We start from the raw sequence: 18,992 nt of genomic DNA on the forward strand, positions 1-18,992 counted from the left end.
GAATCCATCAAGGCCTGCCAGCGTGCCAAATCGGACGTTAAGGCGGCAAGAGCCTTGTTGGATTCCGTGCTGCCCGGTCGCTGCCGCGAGGCCGCCTCAGCGCGGCATGGCCAGGTTCGAGGCCTCCAGCGGCTTGCCGGCGCGTGGCGTGGTGGCGATCACTACGTCGGCCGGCAGCGCGCCGTGGCCGTCCAGCTGCGCGCTGACCCGGTCCAGCGCCGCGTACACGTACGGCAACAGCGGCACGTAGCGCGCACCGTAGTCGGGTAGTCCAAGGAACGCATCGAAGTGCTGGGCGTTGCGCACCTGCCAGTAGCGCACGTCGCGGCCTGCGGCCTGCGCCTGTTTCACGTATGGCGCGCTGGTGAATGCCGGCGGCACCAGGCCGTCGTCGCTGCCGTGGATGACCACCACCGGCAGTCCCTTGCGCGGCAGGCCGGCGCGCGTTTCGGCGATGCCCTTGCGCACGCGTTGTGCATCGGCGGAGTCGCCCGTCCACAACGTCCTCAGGCATTGCAGCGTCGTCAGCGGCGAGGTCGGATTGGCTTCGATCAGATTGACGCCCGCACCCGGCGGGATGCCGCTGGCGTCGGACCACCACGCGGCGCGCTCGGCAGCGGTCGCGGCGCGCGGGCTGAAATCCGCGTTGAGTGCGCTGTAGAGATTGCCGCAGGGCATCTCACCCACGGCATATCGGCCGTAGGCCGATGCGTAGGTCACCGCGACCGCGCGCCACAGGTCGAAGCCCACGGACAGCGCACCTGCGCGCAGCGCCTCGTCGCTCCAGCCATGTGATCTGAGGGTGTCATACGCGGATTTCGCCTGCGTCGCGCTGTCGGCACCATCGATCAGCCCGCTCGACTTGAGCGCGGCGCAGCGCTGCGTCCACAGCGGCGCAACCTGGGCCGTCAGCGGTGGCTGCGGCAGGTTCTGCATGTGCAAAAGCGCGCATGGCATCAGCAGCGCGGCCTCGGTCGTGAAGTCGTACAGCGGGCGGCTGCCCTCGCCTCCGGACTCGATGTTGGGTTCGCCGGCGACGACCGCATCGAGCCAGTCGCCATCCAGCTCTGCCGCACGCAACACCGCGCCACCGCCGTTGGAGATTCCGACGGCGATCACGCGGGTGTTGCCGAAGGTGAAGGGCGCGGACTGCGGGAAGGCGCTGTCGAGCGATTGCAGCGCGAACTGCGCGGCCTGCTTCACGTGCCGGCCCCAGTCGGCCTCGGGGTTGTCGCGCGAGTGCGCGTGCTTGAATGCCACGCCGGTCGATGCCGAGGTCACCGGCTCGAAGGCGAGGCCGTCGCCGCGCGTGCCGGCGGTGCCGTCGGCGCGGGCCCCCTGCCCTGCGTCGAGGTCGAAATAGTCGGTGCCGGCGCCTTTGTCGGTGTACGCCACGGCGCAGCCCTTGGGCAGGCCCCAGGCGCCGGCGACGGCGATCGCACCGTAGATGCCGCGCGACCCGGAGGACGCCGTCACCACCACGCAGCGCTTGCCGGTGTCGAAGCTGTCGGGCACCTGCACCAGCACGCGGTGCGGCTGGCTCGCGCCGGCGACCGTGGCAAACGCGCTGTATTCGCGGCCGGGGACGCTGGCGGTGCTGCCGTAGAGATCGCCATAGCCGCCACCCGGTGCGAGGTCGGCGATGCCGCGCCAGTTGCTCCATAGCGCGCGGCGGCGAAGCTCGGGAGCCGTGGGATGCTCGACATCGGCGAACGCCGGCGGCGCCATCGCGCGCAGCCCGGCCAGGCCGAGGCCGGCGCTGAGCAGATCGTCGCTGCCGCGGTGCTCGGTCATGCGCAATGCGGAGAACATCGGCGCGGCCTCCGTCTTGCTGCGCGGGGTGGACGTGGAACAGGCAGCGGCCAGGGTGAGAATGGCGCCGGCGAGGACGAGTCGAGCGGGTCGCGTGGTCATCGTCGCAGACTAGCAAGGCCAGTCGCGGCGCCCATCGTACTTTCGTACCACGCCGGGCCCGACACGCAGGTGCGCGCACTTGCTAGGCTAGCGGCGATGCCCACCCTGCTGATCGCCGACGACCATCCGTTGTTCCGGGCTGCCCTGCGGCAGGCGGCCATGGAGGCTGTCGCTGGCGCCGAGATCCTCGAAGCCGGCCATCTCGATGGCGTGCTGGCTGCGCTCGATGCCGATTCCGGTGTCGACCTGGTCCTGCTCGACCTGCACATGCCCGGCAACCACGGCCTGGCCGGACTGGCCGCGATCCGCGCCCAGCATCCGGGTGTGGCGGTGGTGGTGGTATCTGCCAACGACGACCCGCGCGTGGTGCGGCGCGCCCTGGATCATGGCGCCGCGGGGTACCTGCCCAAGAGCGCCGGACTGGACGAACTGCGCGATGCCATCCGTGCCGTCCTCGCCTGCGAGCAGTGGCTGCCGGCGACGCTGCGCGCAGCGGTGGCGCGCACGCAGAGCGACAGCGGTGATGCCGACCTGGCGGCACGCCTGGCGAGCTTGTCGCCGCAGCAGTTCCGGGTGTTGACGCTGGTTGCGCAGGGCTTGCTCAACAAGCAGATCGCCGACCGGCTGGTCGTGCAGGAGCGGACGGTGAAGGCGCATTTGTCGGCGATATTTGAACGACTGGGGGTGCGTAATCGCACGCAGGCCAGCGTGGTGCTGCGGGAACTGGAGCTGTCGGATCCGGCTCGGCAGATGGCTTGAGGCGAGCGTGTTTCCCCGGGTGCGCTGCGCTTACCCGGGCTACGAGGCCGTGTAGCCCGGGTAAGCGCAGCACACCCGGGAAGGCCAGGAGTCGTCGTAGCCCGGGTAAGCGCAGCGCACCCGGGACGACCTACGACAACGCCACTTCGCGAGCAGCAAGGGCGCGATCGAGCACCGACTTCAACGCCAACGGCTTCACCGGCTTGGCGAGCAGCGACAGCCCCGCTTCTTCCACCGCGCGACGCACGACGTCTCCGCGATCGGCGCTGAGGATCAACGTCGGTCGCGCACCGAACTGCAATTCCAGCCGCTCCGCCAGCGCCACGCCGGTGTCGCCATCATCGAGGTGATAGTCGAACAACCACAGCGAGGCCGGCCCGCGCTGCAGCGCCGCTTCGGCCTCGACGCCATTGCGCGCGGTGACGACGTCGAAGCCCCAGCCTTGCAGCACGGCGGCCAGGGCGGACATCGCCTGGGGATCGTTGTCCACCACCAGCACCCGCAACGCCGCATCCGCGTTGGGCGCGGTCGACGCCAGTACCGGCCGCGGAGCGCTGCGCACGCGTACCGTGAACACCGTGCCGCGGCCAAGCTGGCTGCGGAGGCCCAGTGGCGCATCAAGCAATTGCGCGATGCGTTCGGCGATCGACAAGCCCAGACCGAGCCCCTGCCCCGGCGCATCCTCGCCACGACGGAATTCCTCGAAGATCGCCGTCTGCTGGCTTGCAGCGATGCCCGGGCCGCTGTCGTGCACTTCGATGCGCCATCCGTCGCCGTCGCGGCGCACGCCCAGCACCACGCCACCGCGCTCGGTATATCTCACCGCGTTGGCAAGGAAGTTCTGCAACACGCGGCGCAATAGCTGCGGGTCGGTGTGCGCCCAGGCGCGGCTGGCGACGAAGCCGAACTCGAGGCCACGCGCGGCCGAGATCGCGCGGAATTCCGAAGCCAGCGGTTCAAGCACCTCGGCCAGCGGGAACGGACGCGGCTGCGGCACCAGGCCGCCCGCCTCCAGCCGCGACATGTCGAGCAGGCCGGTGAGCAGGTCGCTGGTCGAATCCAGCGCGCCGCCGATCTGCACCACGGTTTCGCGCTGGCGCGGCTCGTGCAACTGCTGCGACAGCGCATCGGTGAACAGTTGCGCCGCATGCAGCGGCTGCATCAGGTCGTGGCCGATCGCGGCCAGGAAGCGGCTCTTGGCTTCGTTGGCACGCTCGGCGTCGCGCTTGGCCACTTCCAGGTCGGTGGTGCGCTCGACGACGCGTTGCTCCAGCGTTTCGTTGGCCATGATCAACCCGGCCTCGGCACGACGGAACGCGGTGACATCGGTGAAGGTCGCAACGAAGCCGCCGCCGGGCATCGGGTTGCCGCGGATTTCGATGATGCTGCCGTCGTGCAGCACGCGCTCGGACAGGTGCGCGGTACCGGCGCGCATGAAGCCCAGGCGCCGCTCGAGGGCACGTTCGAGGTCGCCCTGCGGCGGCATCCGCTGCAAGGCCCAGCGCGACAGCTCGGCAATCGGCCGGCCAACCTGAAGCAGTTCCGGCGGGAAGCCGAACAACTCGACATAGCGACGGTTCCACGCCACCAGCCGCAACTGCGCGTCGACCACGCTGATGCCCTGGCTCATGTTCTGCAGCGCCGCTTCCAGCACGCGCTGGTTGAAGCGCAGGTCGGCCGAGGCCTCGCCGACGATCGCCGCGACGGTGTCGAGCTCGTGCCCGCTCGCCCTTCGCGCCGCATCCAGCAGCACACGCGCCGACGCTGAACCCAGCACCGCGGCCAGTTCGCGTTCGATCCGTTCTTCGATCAGCGCGGCCACCGGCTCGCCGGCGGGTACGCCCTGCAGCAACTGCATCACGCGTTCGCGCGGCAGGAATCGCAGGCCGGCGTTGCGCAGTGTCCTCACGTCGAGGCCGCGATGGGCACGGTCCGGGGTCTCGCGGCGCCACAGTGCGGCCAGCACCGTGGCCAGCGTGCCGACGAACAGGCTGGCGCCGACGGCCCGGCCGAGGCGGCTCCAGCCGGTCAGGCCGAACAGCGCATCCGGGGCCAGCCAGTGCAGCCCGAGCGGGCCGCTGTCGAGCCACGGCGCGGTGATGCCGCGCAGCTGCATCGTCATCGGCAGCAGCAACACCCAGGCCCATGCAGCGAAACCGGCGGCTATTCCCATGACCGCGGCGCGTGCCGGCGTCTGTGGTCGCCACACCGCGAAGCACAGCGCCGGCGCCAGCGTCGCCAGCGCCGAGAACGACACCGCGCCGACGTCGGCCAGCGCATCGTTGCCGGCGATCAGGCGGCTGTAGGCCCAGGCCAGCAACATGATCACCACGATGCCGGCGCGACGCAGCGCCAGCACGCTGCCGCGCAGGTCGCTGCCGTCGTTGCGCGACCACGAACCGCGCAACAGCCCGGGCGCGAACCAGTGGTTGCCGATCATCAGGCTGAGCGTGAGCGTGCTGACCACGACCATGCCGGTCGCCGCACTCAGGCCGCCGAGGAAGGCGAACAGCGCCAGGCCTTCGTGTTCCTGCGCCAGCGGCAGCGCCAGCACGTAGAGGTCCGACGGCACGCCGCTGCCAGCGAGCAGTGACTGGCCGGCCTTCGCCAGCGGCAGCACCGGCAGCGCGATCAGCACCAGGTACAGCGGAAACTGCCAGCGCGCGGTGCGCACGTCGCGCTCGTCGCGGCACTCGACCACGCCGACATGGAACTGGTGCGGCAGGATGAACATCGCCAGCGCGCCGAGCAGCACCAGCGGCGCGAAGCCATCGGCCGAGCGCGGCGGCGGCGCCATCGCCGGGGCTGCAGGCAAATCGCCCAGCCCCCACCAGACGAACAGTCCCAGCGCCAGCATGGCCGCCAGCTTGAACACCGACTCGAACGCCATCGCCAGCACCAGGCCGCGATTGTGCTCGGCCGCACTGGCGCGGCGGGTGCCGAACAGCATCGCGAACAGGGCCATCGCCAGCGCCACGTACAGCGCGCTGTCCTGCCACGCCGGCGTGGGCGCGACCTCGCCGCTGTGCGTGGTGAGCATGGCGAAACTCATCGCCACGGCCTTGAGCTGCAAGGCGATGTACGGGATCAGTCCAAGAGCGGCCACCAGGGTGACGGTGGCGGCGAGCCACGCGTCCTTGCCCAGGCGCGTGGCGATCAGGTCGGCCAGCGAGGTCGCGTTGGTTTCCCGCGCCAGCTGCACCAGCCGGATCATGAAGGCGATGGCGACGGCATACAGCACGATCGCGCCCAGGAACGTCGGCGGCAGCGGCCAACCGTAGCGCGCGGCCTGGGTGACCGTGCCGTAGAAGGTCCACGAGGTGCAGTGCACCGCCAACGACAGTGCGTAGACATGGCCCCAGTGCCGCGCCAACACCGTCGGCCGGCGCTCGGCGTAGAGCGCCGTGCCGAACATCAGCGCCAGCCAGGCCAGGCTGGCCAGGGCGACCGCGGCGAAGCTCAGCATGGGGTGGTGGCGGGGTGCATCACTGGAGGATAGCCGAGGGCCCTGAGGTCAGGGCACCTCGGAGGCTGACGCTTCGACACTGGATCCCGGCTTTCGCCGGGATGACGGTGAAAGCGGCGTCAGAAGTCGTACCGCGCCGACAGCGTGTACTGGCGCGGCGGACCGTAGAAGCCGGTCAGCACACCCAGTGCAGCGTTGAGGTTGTAGCCGGTGGTGCGGTACTCCTTGTCGGCCAGGTTGGTGCCCTGCAGCGACAGCGACCAGGCATCGTCGATGCGCCAGATCACGCCGGCATTGACCAGCCCGTAACCGTCCTGCGTGATCGGCAGCGCGCCGGTGCGGACGATCTCGGTCGTGGCGACCACGTCGCTCTGGTAGCTGTAACCCACGCGCGCCGACAGATTGCCGCCGTTGGACAGATCGGTGCGGTACTCGACGTTGATCGCGCCGGAGAAGTCCGGAGCATTGGTGAACTCCTGCTCGTCGGCGATGTTGACACCGGCGTAGATGAACTCGTCGTACTTCGCATCGAGCCAGGCCAGGTTGCCGCTGATCAGCCAGTTCTGCGTCGGCAGCCACTGGTACTCGACTTCCACGCCCTCCACCGTGCCCTGGCCGGCGTTGGTGAAGTCGCCGAAGAAGGCATCGTTGGTGCCGTCGCCGTTGCTGTCGTAGGAGGTGAACACCGACAGCTGGATGTCCTCGTACTTGTTGTGGAACGCCGCCAGGTTCAGGAACAGCGTCTGGTTGAGGAACGCCATCTTGCTGCCGATCTCGTAGCTGTCGACCGACTCGTCGTCGAACGGTTCCGCCGACCGCGGCACCGCCGTGGCCTGCGCGCGGATGTTGAAGCCACCCGACTTGAAGCCACGCGACGCCAGGCCGTAGACCATGATGTCGGGCGTGACCTGGTAATCCAGCGAGATCTTCGGCGAGGTGTTCTCGAAGCCGATGCGCTTGTCGAAGTTGGCCGCGATCGGGGTCGGGTTGTTGGCGGCGCAGCGCACCGCCAGGGTATCGAAGTTCGCGTTGGTGTAGCAGCGGTTGAGCACCACCGCGTGCTTCTTCTCGTCGGTGTAGCGCGCGCCCAGGTCGAGCTTGAGCTTGTCGGTCAGGTCGAACGTCCAGTCCGCATACAGCGCCACTGCATCGGTATAGACCGTGCCCTGGGTGTCGCCGAACGACAGGTTGAAGAAGTTGTTGAGGACCTGGCCGCCGGCCTCGCCATCGAACGAGTACAGGCCGATCACGCCGCGGGAACGGCCGCCGGCATCGTAGTTGACCTGCAGTTCATTGGTGATCTGCTCGTCGGCGTAGAACGCCTTCACGTCGGCCACCTTGTTGGGCAAGGTGTCGAAGTCGATGTTGGTCTCGGTGTCGGACTCGCGCTTGGCCAGGATGTACTTGAAGCCCCAGTCCTCGTTGATGCGCCAGTTGACCGTTGCCGAGGCGCCCTTCATCGAGGTGTCGTTGATGTTGGGCATGCCACTGCGGATGTCGTAGCGGCTGTCCAGCGGCAGGAAGCCCGGCGCGAACCGGTTCGGCGCCAGCATCTTGGCGCCGCGCACACCGGACTGGTCGTCCATCCAGTCATAGGCGAACTGCACGTTGAGGTCGTCGCTGATGTAGGCGCCGAGCTGGCCGCGCAGCGCGAGGATTTCCTTGTCGCTGACTTCCTGGCCACTGAACAGGTTGTCGCCGTAGCCATCACGGTTGAAGCTGCCTACCGCGATGCGACCACGCAGCGCACCGTCGCCCACCGAAGCGCCGAGCGAGGCCTTCACGTCGAGCTGGTTGTAGTTGCCGACGGTGACCGAGACCTGGCCTTCCGGCGCGACCGGCAGGCCGCGCGAAATGTACTTGATCGCACCACCAATCGTGTTTTTGCCGTACAGCGTGCCCTGCGGGCCGCGCAGCACTTCGATGCGCTCGACGTCGAACACGTCCAGCAGCGCGCCCTGCGGGCGGGCGATGTAGACGTCGTCCATGTACATGCCCACACCCGGATCGACTCCCCACAGCGGATCGGACTGGCCGACGCCGCGGATGTAGGCGGTGATCGTGCTGCTGGAGCCGCGCGCGGCGTAGATGGTCAGGTTGGGCACCTGGCCGTCGAGGTCGCTGAGGTCCTCGATGTTGAGCTTGTCGAGGGCGTCGGCGGTGAATGCGGTGACGGCGACCGGCACTTCCTGCAGCGTCTCCTCGCGCTTTCGCGCGGTGACGGTGACGCCGCCGAGCGTGGTGGCCTGCGCTTCGCCGGCCGGGGCCGGGGCCGTGGTTTCCTGGGCGAAGGCGGCCGGCGCCAGCAAGGCGAAGGCAATGGCGATGCTCAGGCTGCTTCTGTTGCTGCGATTCATGGTGACGCTCTCTCCCCAGTCCCAAATCGTTGGCCGCGGCCCGGCGGGTGCCGGAAGCGAAATGACCGACGGGCCCTCCCCCGTCATGCTGGCAAGCCTAGGTCCGGGCGCCTGCCGGCGCTGCTGTACCTTCGGACAATGCCGGCCCGGGCCGCACGGGCCGAGACTCTGTCGTCATCCGCACTTGTTCGTCATTCCCGCGAAGGCGGGAATCCAGGGGTGGTCGGTGCTCAGCGCCGGCACTCAACGTCCATGGATACCCGCCTGCGCGGGGATGACGAATCCAAAAATCCGTACCGGGGACGTACATGGCATTTCTGATCGTGCTGGCCGCACTGTGCTTTCTGATGTTCGTGGCCTACCGCGGCTACAGCGTGATCCTGTTTGCGCCGGTCGCCGCGCTCGGCGCGGTGCTGTTGACCGATCCTTCGCTGGTTGCGCCGATGTTCACCGGCTTGTTCATGGACAAGATGGTCGGCTTCCTGAAGCTGTACTTCCCGGTGTTCCTGCTCGGTGCGGTGTTCGGCAAGCTGATCGAGCTGTCGGGGTTCTCCAAGGCGATTGTCGCCGCGACCATCCGCCTGTTCGGCGCCGGCCGGGCGATGCTGTCGATCGTGGTGGTGTGCGCGCTGCTGACCTACGGCGGCGTGTCGCTGTTCGTGGTGGTGTTCGCGGTGTACCCGTTTGCCGCCGAACTGTTCCGTCAGAGCGACATCCCCAAGCGGCTGATCCCCGGCACGATCGCGCTGGGTGCCTTCACTTTCACCATGGATGCGCTGCCGGGCACACCGCAGATCCAGAACATCATCCCGACCACGTTCTTCGGTACCAACACCTGGGCGGCGCCATGGCTGGGCACGATAGGCGCAGTGTTCATCGTTGCCGTCGGCCTGCTCTACCTCGACTGGCGGCGCCGTGCCGCGCTGGCGGCCGGCGAAGGCTACGGCGACCAGCTGCTCAACGAACCTGCACCGTTCGCCGGCGGCACCCTCGCGCACCCGGCGATCGCGATCCTGCCGCTGGTCCTGGTCGGCGTGGTCAACAAACTGCTGACCGTGGCCATCCCGCGCTTCTATGGCGAAGCGCACAGCTTCGATCCCGCGGTGATCGGCAGTGCCACGCCGGTGGTGCAAGAGGTGTCCAAGGTCGCGGCGATCTGGGCCGTGCAGGGAGCGCTGCTGGTCGGCATCGTCACCGTGCTCGCGTTCGCCTGGAAGCCGGTGGTGGCGAGCTTCGCCGAAAGCAGCAAGTCGGCCATCGGTGGTGCATTGCTGGCGGCGATGAACACCGCATCGGAGTATGGCTTTGGCGCGGTGATCGCCGCCCTGCCCGGTTTCCTGGTCGTGGCCAATGCTCTGGCCGCCATCCCCAATCCGCTGGTCAACGAAGCGGTGACCGTCACCGCGCTGGCCGGCATCACCGGCTCGGCGTCGGGCGGCATGAGCATCGCCCTGGCGGCCATGGCCGACACCTTCATCGCCAATGCCAATGCGGCCGGCATACCCATGGAAGTGCTGCATCGCGTCGCCGCGATGGCGTCGGGCGGCATGGACACGCTGCCGCACAACGGCGCGGTGATCACCCTGCTGGCGGTGACGGGCCTGTCGCATCGCCAGGCCTACAAGGACATCTTCGCCATCACGCTGATCAAGACCGCCGCGGTTTTCGTGGTGATCGGGACGTTCTACGCGACCGGACTGGTCTGATCGGGCTGTTCGATCGGCAGTGACACCGTCACCACCGTCGTATCGTCCGGATTGGTGGTCGTGGTGAAGCCCAGTCGCCGGCACATGTCGAGCATGGTGCGGTTCTCCTGCAGCACCTCGCCCTCGATCGAGCGCAGGCCCAGCCAGCGCGCGTATTCGATGATCGTCTGCATCAGGCGCCAGCCCAGGCCCTGCCCCTTGAGGTCCGAGCGCACCAGGATGCCGTACTCGCCGTGGTCGTAGTTGGCGTCGGCATGCAGGCGCACCGCACCGAGCATCTCGCCGTCGTCCGGGTCGATGGCCACCAGTGCAATCGAGCGGGCGTAGTCGAGCTGGGTCAGCTGGGCGATGAACTCGTGGCTGAAATGGCGGATGGTCTGGAAGAATCGCAGGCGCAGGTCTTCGTCCGTCACCTTGGTGAAGAAACGTCGGAACAACTCGTCATCCTCCGGCCGCACCGGTCGCAGGAACGCTGCACTGCCGTCGGACAGTTCGAGCGTGCGCTCCCATTCCTTCGGATAGGGCCGGATCGCGAACCGCGGGTGGCCGGGGCCTTTGTGCAGCGTGCGCGAAGGTGACAGGCCGATGCGGGCGTCGACGGCGATGACGCCGTCGCGGTCGGCCAGCAGCGGGTTGATGTCGACCGCGAGGATCTGCGGAATATCGGCCACCAGCTGCGCCAGCTTCACCAGCGTCATGGCCACCGCGCGCTCGTCGGCGGCGGGCACATCGCGGTACGCCTTGAGGATGCGCGACACGCGGGTGCGGCCGATCATCTCGTGTGCCAGGCGAAGGTCCAGCGGCGGCAACGCCAGCGCCTTGTCGTCTATCACCTCGACCGCGGTACCGCCGCGACCGAACACGATCACCGGTCCGAACGTGTCGTCGTCGACCATGCCGATGATCAGTTCGCGCGCACGCGGCCGTGTCACCATCGGCTGGACCGTCACACCTTCGATGCGCGCATCGGGACGGGCGTCGCGTGCGCGTTGCAGGATTTCCCGGGCCGCATCGTGCACCGCCTGCGCGGTGAACAGGTTCAGGCGCACGCCGTCCACATCCGACTTGTGGCTGATGTGGGGCGACAGGATCTTGACCGCGACAGGCGTGCCTTCGGCCAGCAGCGGCGCGGACACGCGCACGGCGTCATCCGCATCCGCTGCCGGCAAGGTCGGCGTGATGGCGATCCCGTAGGCGCCCAGCACCCGCGCTACTTCCATCGGGTCGAGCCAGGACCTCCCCGCGCCCAGTGCGGCTTCGATCACCGTGCGCGCGGTGTCGGTGTCGACCACCAGGTCGTCGGGCATGCTGGGGGGCGTCTCCATCAGCGCCTGTTGCGCCTCGCGATGGCGCACGAGGTACATGAAACCGCGCACGGCGTCGGCTTCGGTCGCATAGGTCGGGATCCGCGCGGCATTCAGCCGCGCGGTGGCGTTCTCGTCCTTGCCCAGCCACACCGCGAACACCGGCTTGCGGCCACCGGACTTCATCGCCAATGCCTTCGCCTCGGCCAGCGCCTGCGCACGGCTGTCGGCGCCAATCAGCGCCGTCGGGACATTCAGGGCCAGCACGGCATCGTTGCCGGGATCGGCCAGCAGCGCGCCGATGGCTTCGCTGTAGGCGGCATTGTCGGCATCGCCATTGATGTCGACCGGGTTGCTGCGCGGCCACACCGACGAGGCCAGCGGTTCGAGACGCTGCACGGTCTGTTCGGACAACGCGGCGAGCGTGCCGCCCATGTCGACCAGGCGATCGGCGGCGAGCATGCCGGTGCCGCGGCCGTTGGCGAAGATCGCCAGGCGGCGGCCCGGGAAGGTGTGGGTCCGCCCCAGCGTTTCGGCCGCGGCGAACAGCTCATCCAGGGCGCTCACGCGCAGCATGCCGGCGCGATGGAACGCTGCCGCATAGACCGCATCGGGCGTCGCCAGCGCCGCCGAATGCGTGCGCACATCGGTCGCACGTTGCGAATGCCGGTCTGACTTGACCACCACGACCGGCTTCAATCGTGCCGCCGCGCGCGCCGCGGAAAGGAACTTGCGCGCGTCCCGGATGGACTCGACGTAAAGCAGGATCGCCCGCGTATAACGATCGCGCGCGAAGAAATCGAGCAGATCGGCGAAGTCGACATCGAGCGCATCGCCGAGCGAGGCAACCGCCGAGAATCCCACCGATCGGCGCGCTCCCCACTCCACCAAGGCCGCGGCGATCGCGGCCGATTGCGAGATCACGGCGAGGTCGCCCGGCAACGCTGCGTGCCCGGCGAAGCTGGCATTCAGGCGTGCATGTGGCGCGAGGATGCCCAGCGAATTGGGCCCGACGATGCGAAGGCCGTGCGCCCGCGCGACGCTGGCCAGTTCCGCCGCCGGCGACTGCGCACCCTGCCCCATGCCGGTGTTGAGCACGACGGCCGCCGACGCGCCTTTTTCCGCGGCGGCGATGGCGAACCTGGGCACGAGAGAATGCGGGGCTGCGATCACCACCAGTTCCGGCGTCCACGCGAGGTCCCTGATTCGCGACACCGAGGCAACGCCTTCGATCTCGGCGAAGTTCGGGTTGACCAGTCCGATCTGGCCAGCGAACCCGCCCTCGACCAGGTTGCGCAGCACCGCCCTGCCCGCCGACTGCTCGCGCGTGCTGCCGCCGACGACGGCGACCGAGGCCGGGCTGAAGACCGATTGGAGTCGATAGGTGCTCATTGCGCCTTACGATAGCCGGCCGACTGGTCAATGGCTTCGCACGGCGTTAGTATTTTAACTAACAGGCCGTCCCACAGCGGCCACGCGCCCGCCGCTGTGTCCGCCCCAACCCGCAAGATCCTCCACGTCGACATGGACGCCTTCTACGCGTCGGTCGAGCAGCGCGACGACCCCTCCCTGCGCGGACGGCCGGTGGTCGTGGCCTGGCGCGGAGCACGCTCGGTGGTCTGTGCCGCCAGCTACGAGGCGCGCAAGTTCGGGGTGCGTTCGGCCATGCCGGCGGTCCGCGCCGAGCGCCTGTGCCCGCAGGCGGTGTTCGTGCCGCCGGACTTCGTGCGTTACAAGGCCGTGTCGCGACAGGTCCGGGAGATCTTCGCCCGCCATACCGACCTGATCGAGCCGTTGTCGCTGGACGAGGCCTACCTCGACGTCACCAGCACCCGCAGCGGCATGGCCACGGCGACCGAAACGGCGGAAGCGATCCGCACGGCCATTCGCGAGGAAACCCACCTGACCGCTTCGGCCGGGGTCGCGCCCAACAAGTTCGTGGCCAAGATCGCCTCCGACTGGCGCAAGCCCGATGGCTTGTTCGTGGTTCGCCCGCACCAGGTCGAGAGCTTCCTGGCGCCATTGCCGGTCGGGCGACTGCCGGGCGTGGGCAAGGTCAGCGAGCAGCGCCTGGCCGAGCTCGGCATCGCCACCGTTGCCGACCTGCGCACGCTCGGCCTTGCCGTGCTGGAGCAGCACTTCGGTCGATGGGGACGACGCCTGCATGAACTGTCTTTCGGCATCGACGACAACCCGGTACAGCCCGAGCGGCCAACGCTGCAGATCTCGTCCGAGGACACGTTCGAGCGCGACCTGCCGATCGAGGAACTGGCACCGCACATCGAGCGGCTGGCGACGAAGACCTGGGAGGGCTACCAGCGCGAAATCGCCCGCGACGATTCGCGCATCGCGCGCACGGTGGTGCTCAAGCTCAAGACCTCGGACTTCCGCATCCTCACGCGCAGCCTGACGCCAGCGGAGCCGCCGTCTTCAGTGCAGGAGCTGACGCAGATCGCCTGCGACCTTCGCGCGCGCGTGGCGCTGCCGGCGCGCACCAAGTACCGGCTCGTCGGCGTCGGTCTTTCCGGCTTCGCCGATCGCGACGAAGCCGATGCGCAGAGTGACCTGTTCGCGGAGCATCAGGCCTAGCTGCCAGATCGCGGATTCTGGATTCTGGATGCTGGATTCTGGATGCGGTCGTAAAAGCCGGAGAGTCCCCGGCAACGTCAGCCGTGGGCGCTGCAGCCCCGGAAAAGGTCGAGGCTGGGGTCGTACTCCGGAGTGCTCACCTGCATCAGCCCGAGCACCGAGTGGAACAGGTTGTCCTGGCTCGCCGGTGCGGCGCTCTCGCGCCTCATGCAGCCCTGGTCGATCCCACGCGACGCGGCCATGCCGGGCGACAGCCACATCACCATCGGCACGCGGGTCTGCGTGTCCGGTGCGATCGCGTACGGAACGCCATGCAGGTACAGGCCGTTCTCGCCCAGCGACTCGCCGTGGTCGGACAGGTAGATCATGGCCGTGTCACGCCCGGTCTGCTCGGCCAGCACGCGGATCGTCCGCGCCAGGAAGTCGTCGGTGTGGAGCACGGCGTTGTCGTACGCGTTGACGATCTCGTCGCGACTGCACTTGCCCAGCTCGGGGGTTTCGCAGGTCGGCGTGAACCGGCGCATCGACGCGGGGTAGCGCTTGTAGTAGCTTGGACCGTGGTTGCCCAGCTGGTGCAGCACCACGACCATGTCGCCCTGCTTGCGGGCCACGGCCTCGCTCAGGCCCTTGAGCATCACCTCGTCCATGCAGCCTTCTGCCGTGCAGGCCTGCGGATCGCTGGCGTGCTCGAACGATTCGAATGCCAGGCCCTCGCAGACGCCCTTGCACCCGGTCTGGTTGTCGCGCCACAACGTGCCGATGCCGGCGTGCTCGAGCACGTGCAGCAAGGACTCGGAGTGATTGATCTTGTCCTTGTCGTAGTGCGCCCGCCCGTACGGCGAGAACATGCACGGCACCGAGACTTCGGTGGCCGAACCGCAGGACCTCATGTTGCTGAAGTTGATCGGAGCGATGTGGCTCAGCTGCGGCGTGGTGTCGCGGGCATAGCCGTTGAGGCCCCAGTTCTGCGCGCGCACGGTCTCGCCCACCACCAGTACCAGCAGGCGCGGCCTGGCACCCTCCGGACGGCCGATCACCTTGGCACTCGTGCCAATCGGCGTGCGTGGGCGGTTGTGTCCCGCCTGGTCGTCGCGCATCACCCTCGCCAGGGAGACGATGTAGTTGCCGGGCGTGATGAGATGGCGCACCTCGCGATGGTTGCGCATCAGCGCCGAGAGGTCCTGGAACGATGCCAGCGCCGCACCGGACGCAACCACCAGGGTCAGGACAATGCAGCCCACGCGCACCGCGATCGCGCGTCCCAACGGACGGCGACGCAGGCGCACGCGCCACAGCAGCAGCGACGGCAGGAGACCCAGCACCACCAGGCTCGGCACCATGCCCAGCGTGATCAGCTCGCCCGACTCCTTGCCATCGGTGTGCAGGATGTTGCGCAGCATGTCGGCATCGAGATAGACCGTGTACTGGCTCATGAAGTGCGATGCCGCGGCCGTGACCAGCAGCAGCACGGTGAGCACCGGCTTGGCACTCCATCGGTTGAGCAGCAGGCACAGCAACAGCATGTTCAGCGCGCCGATCATCACCACCAGGCTGGCGCCCGTGCCGACTCCACGCAGGCCGTGCAACGCGCCAAGCGCGATCACTTCGCGGAAGAACGCCGTGTTGCAGAACAGCGTGAAGAAAGCCGCCGCCACGAGCGCGAGCATCTCCACCGAGAGCTCTGGACCCACGGCGAAGAACTGGCGGAACTGCTGCGCGAGGGCTCCGAGGAGCTGCGGGCGACCGCGGACAACCGAATTCATCGCGCCGCCTCCGCCGATGTGGCGACAGGCATCGTCGCCGCGTCGGCCACGGCCGGACGCCTGCGGAACCACAGAAACACCGCCAGGGCGCTGCCCCAGCAGATCGCCAGGGTCCACAGGTCATGCGACAGGAAGTGGGCGCCGCGCAGCTGCTGCGACAACCCGAACGTCAGGCCGGCCACCATGCCAACGGCCAACCCCAGCCAGCGCCAGCGAGGGCGCACCGACCACAGGAAGAAGTAGAGCGACAACCAGGCGTAGCCACCGCTGGCATGCCCGGCCGGGAAGCAGGCACCGCGCGACATGCCCAGCGGTCGCATCGCGAACAGGCCGACGTATTCGCGCGCGCCGCCATAACGCACCAGGTCCCACGGGCAATCCATGTTGGACCAGGACTTCAACCATGCGACGAGCGCAGTCGAGACAGCAACGGACACCAGCAGGCAGGCCAGCGGCCGCCGCAGCATTCCCCAACCCGGGCGTGTGCGCGCCACGATCCAGGCTGCCAGAACCGTCAACCAGGCCATGCTGCTGACATCGCGGCCAATGCGGTGGATGACCTGCTCGGTGATGAAGTCGTGTCGCAGCTGCCACTGCCCGCCCTGCCAGGCGTACATGCGGTCGGCCAGCCACTGGTCGCCGCCAAGCACCATCGACCACAGCACCAGCGCCGCAAAGACGATCAGCGGAATCCAGGCATGGAGGACGTAGAAGCGCGAGCCGGGTCCGCCGCTCCCCGGCAGAGGCCAGCGCTGCGGCGCCAGCCAGGAAGCGGAGCCGCTGGCGACGCGGGATTTCATGGAAGGAGAGTTGTTCATGCTGCCTGGAGCGATCTTCGGGACGCATTCCGGAGTCGGAATGGCGGCGATGATCCGCAGCGGGTTGTCGGAAAGCGGTGGGAGTGCTCGCCAGACGCCGCAAGTTCGTATGCATTCGTTCAGCGTCGGCTCGGTCGGTTGGCGTCCTGCGCCTTTGCAGGATTCCCCTTCCGCACAGTCACGGAGTATCGTCGGCCCGTTCCGACAGGTTTCCGACGAACGACAGCGCAAGCTGTCCGGCTCGGTGCAACTCGCGTCCGTGCCTGCTGCAACAAAGGAAAGGGCGACTGCCTATGCGCGTGCTGGTGGTGGAGGACAATCGCAATCTGGTCGCCAACCTCTTCGACTATTTCGAAGCGCGCGGCTACACCCTGGATGCGGCGCCGGACGGCCCCACCGGGCTGCACCTTGCGATCACCCAGGACTTCGATGCGATCGTGCTTGACTGGATGCTGCCGCGCATGGACGGCCGCGAAGTGCTGAGCCGGTTGCGCGATGCTGGCCGCAACATGCCGGTGCTGATGCTGACCGCGCGCGACGAGCTTCCCGACAAGATCGCCGGCTTCCGCGCCGGCGCCGACGACTACCTGACCAAGCCCTTCGACCTGCCCGAACTCGAAGTGCGGCTTGAGGCACTGGTCGCGCGCGCAAGCGGACGAGGCCGCAGCCGCGTGCTGCAGGTGGCCGACCTGCGGCTTGACCTCACCACGCTCGACGTGACCCGCAATGGGCAGGCGCTGCACTTGTATCCGGCCTGCCGGAAACTGCTGGAAGTGCTGATGCAGGCCAGTCCAGCCGCGGTTACGCGGGATCGGCTCGAGCATGCGCTTTGGGGTGACGACCCGCCCGACGGCGACATGCTGCGCTCTCACATCTACGAACTGCGCCGCAGCGTCGACGGGCCGTTCGACACCAAACTCATCCAGACCCTGCCGCGCGTGGGCTATCGCATCGCCCCCGCTGGCGCGCCCCCGGTTGCCGCGGACGCCGCCGCGGAGACCAGGCCGTGAGCGCTCCCCGTTCCGGCCTGCGCCGCCGCATCCTGCTGGGGTTGCTCGGCTACGTGGTGGTGCTGACCGTCGCGGTGATCCTGCACGGTTTTCTCGTCAACGAGCACGCCGAGCAACTGGTTTGGCAAGGCCTGCTCGACGCCGAGCTCGACCACATCCGCGAGCTGAGCAGCAAGGATCCTGATTACCGCTGGGTCGACACATCCAACATCGCCCTCTACGACGGCCGTAATCCCGCAGACATACCGCCCGCATTGCGCTCGCTCGAACCGGGCGTGCATGACGAAGTGGTGGTCGACGGTGTCGAGCGCGTCGTACTGGTGCGCGAAGTGGAGGGCCGGCCGATCATGCTGGCGCTGGACATCACCGCCCTGGAACAGCGCGAATTCGACATGGGTCTGACCGTGGTCGGCTCGGCCGTCACCATGATCGTGCTGCTCGGAATCGCGATCGCCTGGAGCGTCAACCGACTGGTGCGTCCGCTCAGCGAGGTCGCCAAGGACATTGCCCATCTGCAACCGGACCATTCCGGGCAGCGCATCGAAGTGCCGGAGTCGGCCACCAGCGAACTGGTGGTGATCGCCGACGCCCTCAACGATTACCTGCAGCGCAACGACCGCTTCGTTGAACGCGAGCGCACCTTCATCGACAGCGCCAGCCACGAACTGCGCACGCCGATCGCCGTCATCGCCGGTGCCAGCGAGATTGCGCTGCAGCAGCCCGACGTGCCTGCAGGCACGCGCGGCCAGCTCAACCGCATCCAGCGCACCGCCCGCGATGTCGAACAGCTGATCTCGCTGCTGCTGGTGCTGGCCAAGGACCCGGCGCGCCTGGCCGGCGTCAGCGACCGCGTCGCCCTGGACCAGTTGCTGCCGGAAATCGTCGACGACCACCGCCACTTGACCCGGGACAAGGACCTGGTGCTGTCGGTGTCCTCGCTGTTGCCGTGCGAGATCCTGGCACCCCTTCCAATCGTCCAGGCCGCCATCGGCAACCTGCTGCGCAACGCCATCGAGCACAGCGACCGCGGCGAAATCACGATCCGCCTGGAGGCACCTGCAACCGTCGTTATCGACGACCCGGGCCACGGCATGACGCCGGAAGAGATCAGCGCGATCTACGCCAAGGTCGCCCGCGGCGGCGGCGAGCGTCACGGCGGCGGCATCGGCCTGGACCTCATCTCGCGCCTGTGCGAGCACCTGGGGTGGAAGCTGGATATCGCCTCTGATGCCGGGCATGGCACGACGACGACATTGCGGTTCGTGGCCTGACGCAGAGCAACGTCGCTGGGTTCCCGCCTTCGCGG

Annotated in this window: 11 protein-coding genes; 5 read left to right on the forward strand and 6 right to left on the reverse strand. The window is 68.1% G+C overall.

Features of this window, described 5'->3' with window-relative positions; all coding sequences use genetic code 11:
• Positions 1 to 96: 96 nt before the first annotated feature.
• A complete protein-coding gene (locus tag ACFOPO_RS11765) occupies positions 97 to 1,914 on the reverse strand; it encodes a 3-hydroxybutyrate oligomer hydrolase family protein (RefSeq protein WP_386703423.1) in 1,818 nt (605 codons plus the stop codon).
• A gap of 96 nt (positions 1,915 to 2,010) precedes the next feature.
• Between ACFOPO_RS11765 and ACFOPO_RS11770 the strand changes: the two genes are divergently transcribed.
• Positions 2,011 to 2,673, forward strand: coding sequence for a response regulator (locus ACFOPO_RS11770; protein ID WP_386703424.1), 663 nt, complete (start codon positions 2,011 to 2,013; stop codon positions 2,671 to 2,673).
• Positions 2,674 to 2,803: 130 nt separating this feature from the next.
• On the opposite strand, the gene ACFOPO_RS11775 is transcribed toward ACFOPO_RS11770, so the two are convergent.
• Together ACFOPO_RS11775 and ACFOPO_RS11780 are read right to left on the reverse strand one after the other, a co-directional pair.
• Entirely contained in the window at positions 2,804 to 6,139 is a 3,336-nt protein-coding gene (locus tag ACFOPO_RS11775) for a PAS-domain containing protein (RefSeq protein WP_386703425.1), read from the reverse strand.
• Positions 6,140 to 6,258: 119 nt separating this feature from the next.
• Positions 6,259 to 8,496 (reverse strand): TonB-dependent receptor, encoded by a 2,238-nt coding sequence (locus tag ACFOPO_RS11780; protein ID WP_386703426.1) that lies wholly within the window; start codon positions 8,494 to 8,496, stop codon positions 6,259 to 6,261.
• 308 nt (positions 8,497 to 8,804) lie between these two features.
• Here ACFOPO_RS11780 and ACFOPO_RS11785 point away from each other — a divergent pair, with 308 nt between their 5' ends.
• Positions 8,805 to 10,202, forward strand: a complete 1,398-nt coding sequence (locus ACFOPO_RS11785; protein ID WP_386703427.1) for a GntP family permease — start codon at positions 8,805 to 8,807, stop codon at positions 10,200 to 10,202.
• Here ACFOPO_RS11785 and ACFOPO_RS11790 read toward each other — a convergent pair.
• Positions 10,181 to 12,898 carry a bifunctional acetate--CoA ligase family protein/GNAT family N-acetyltransferase gene (locus tag ACFOPO_RS11790; protein WP_386703428.1) on the reverse strand — a complete coding sequence of 906 codons (2,718 nt, stop codon included), beginning with the start codon at positions 12,896 to 12,898 and terminating at the stop codon, positions 10,181 to 10,183. The genes ACFOPO_RS11785 and ACFOPO_RS11790 overlap by 22 nt on opposite strands.
• 96 nt (positions 12,899 to 12,994) lie before the next feature.
• Here ACFOPO_RS11790 and dinB point away from each other — a divergent pair, with 96 nt between their 5' ends.
• On the forward strand, positions 12,995 to 14,095 hold the full coding sequence (gene dinB, locus ACFOPO_RS11795; RefSeq protein ID WP_386703429.1) for a DNA polymerase IV: 1,101 nt from the start codon (positions 12,995 to 12,997) through the stop codon (positions 14,093 to 14,095).
• 77 nt (positions 14,096 to 14,172) lie between these two features.
• Here the strand turns inward: dinB and ACFOPO_RS11800 are convergent, their stop codons facing one another.
• The gene (locus ACFOPO_RS11800) at positions 14,173 to 15,858 is read right to left on the reverse strand and encodes a phosphoethanolamine transferase (protein WP_386703430.1); all 1,686 of its coding nucleotides are present in this window, start codon (positions 15,856 to 15,858) and stop codon (positions 14,173 to 14,175) included.
• On the reverse strand, positions 15,855 to 16,658 hold the full coding sequence (locus ACFOPO_RS11805) for a phosphatase PAP2 family protein (RefSeq protein WP_386703431.1): 804 nt from the start codon (positions 16,656 to 16,658) through the stop codon (positions 15,855 to 15,857). Before ACFOPO_RS11805 ends, ACFOPO_RS11800 begins: the two co-directional genes overlap by 4 nt.
• A 311-nt stretch (positions 16,659 to 16,969) precedes the next feature.
• Here ACFOPO_RS11805 and ACFOPO_RS11810 point away from each other — a divergent pair, with 311 nt between their 5' ends.
• Both ACFOPO_RS11810 and ACFOPO_RS11815 read left to right on the forward strand, forming a co-directional pair.
• The gene (locus tag ACFOPO_RS11810; protein WP_386703432.1) at positions 16,970 to 17,686 is read left to right on the forward strand and encodes a response regulator transcription factor; all 717 of its coding nucleotides are present in this window, start codon (positions 16,970 to 16,972) and stop codon (positions 17,684 to 17,686) included.
• A complete protein-coding gene (locus tag ACFOPO_RS11815) occupies positions 17,683 to 18,957 on the forward strand; it encodes a sensor histidine kinase (protein WP_386703433.1) in 1,275 nt (424 codons plus the stop codon). The genes ACFOPO_RS11810 and ACFOPO_RS11815 overlap by 4 nt, the downstream gene beginning before the upstream one ends.
• Positions 18,958 to 18,992: the final 35 nt, after the last annotated feature.

It is taken from the genome of Lysobacter sp. GCM10012299, assembly GCF_042649405.1.
In the GTDB taxonomy this organism is placed as follows: Bacteria; Pseudomonadota; Gammaproteobacteria; order Xanthomonadales; family Xanthomonadaceae; genus Lysobacter_J.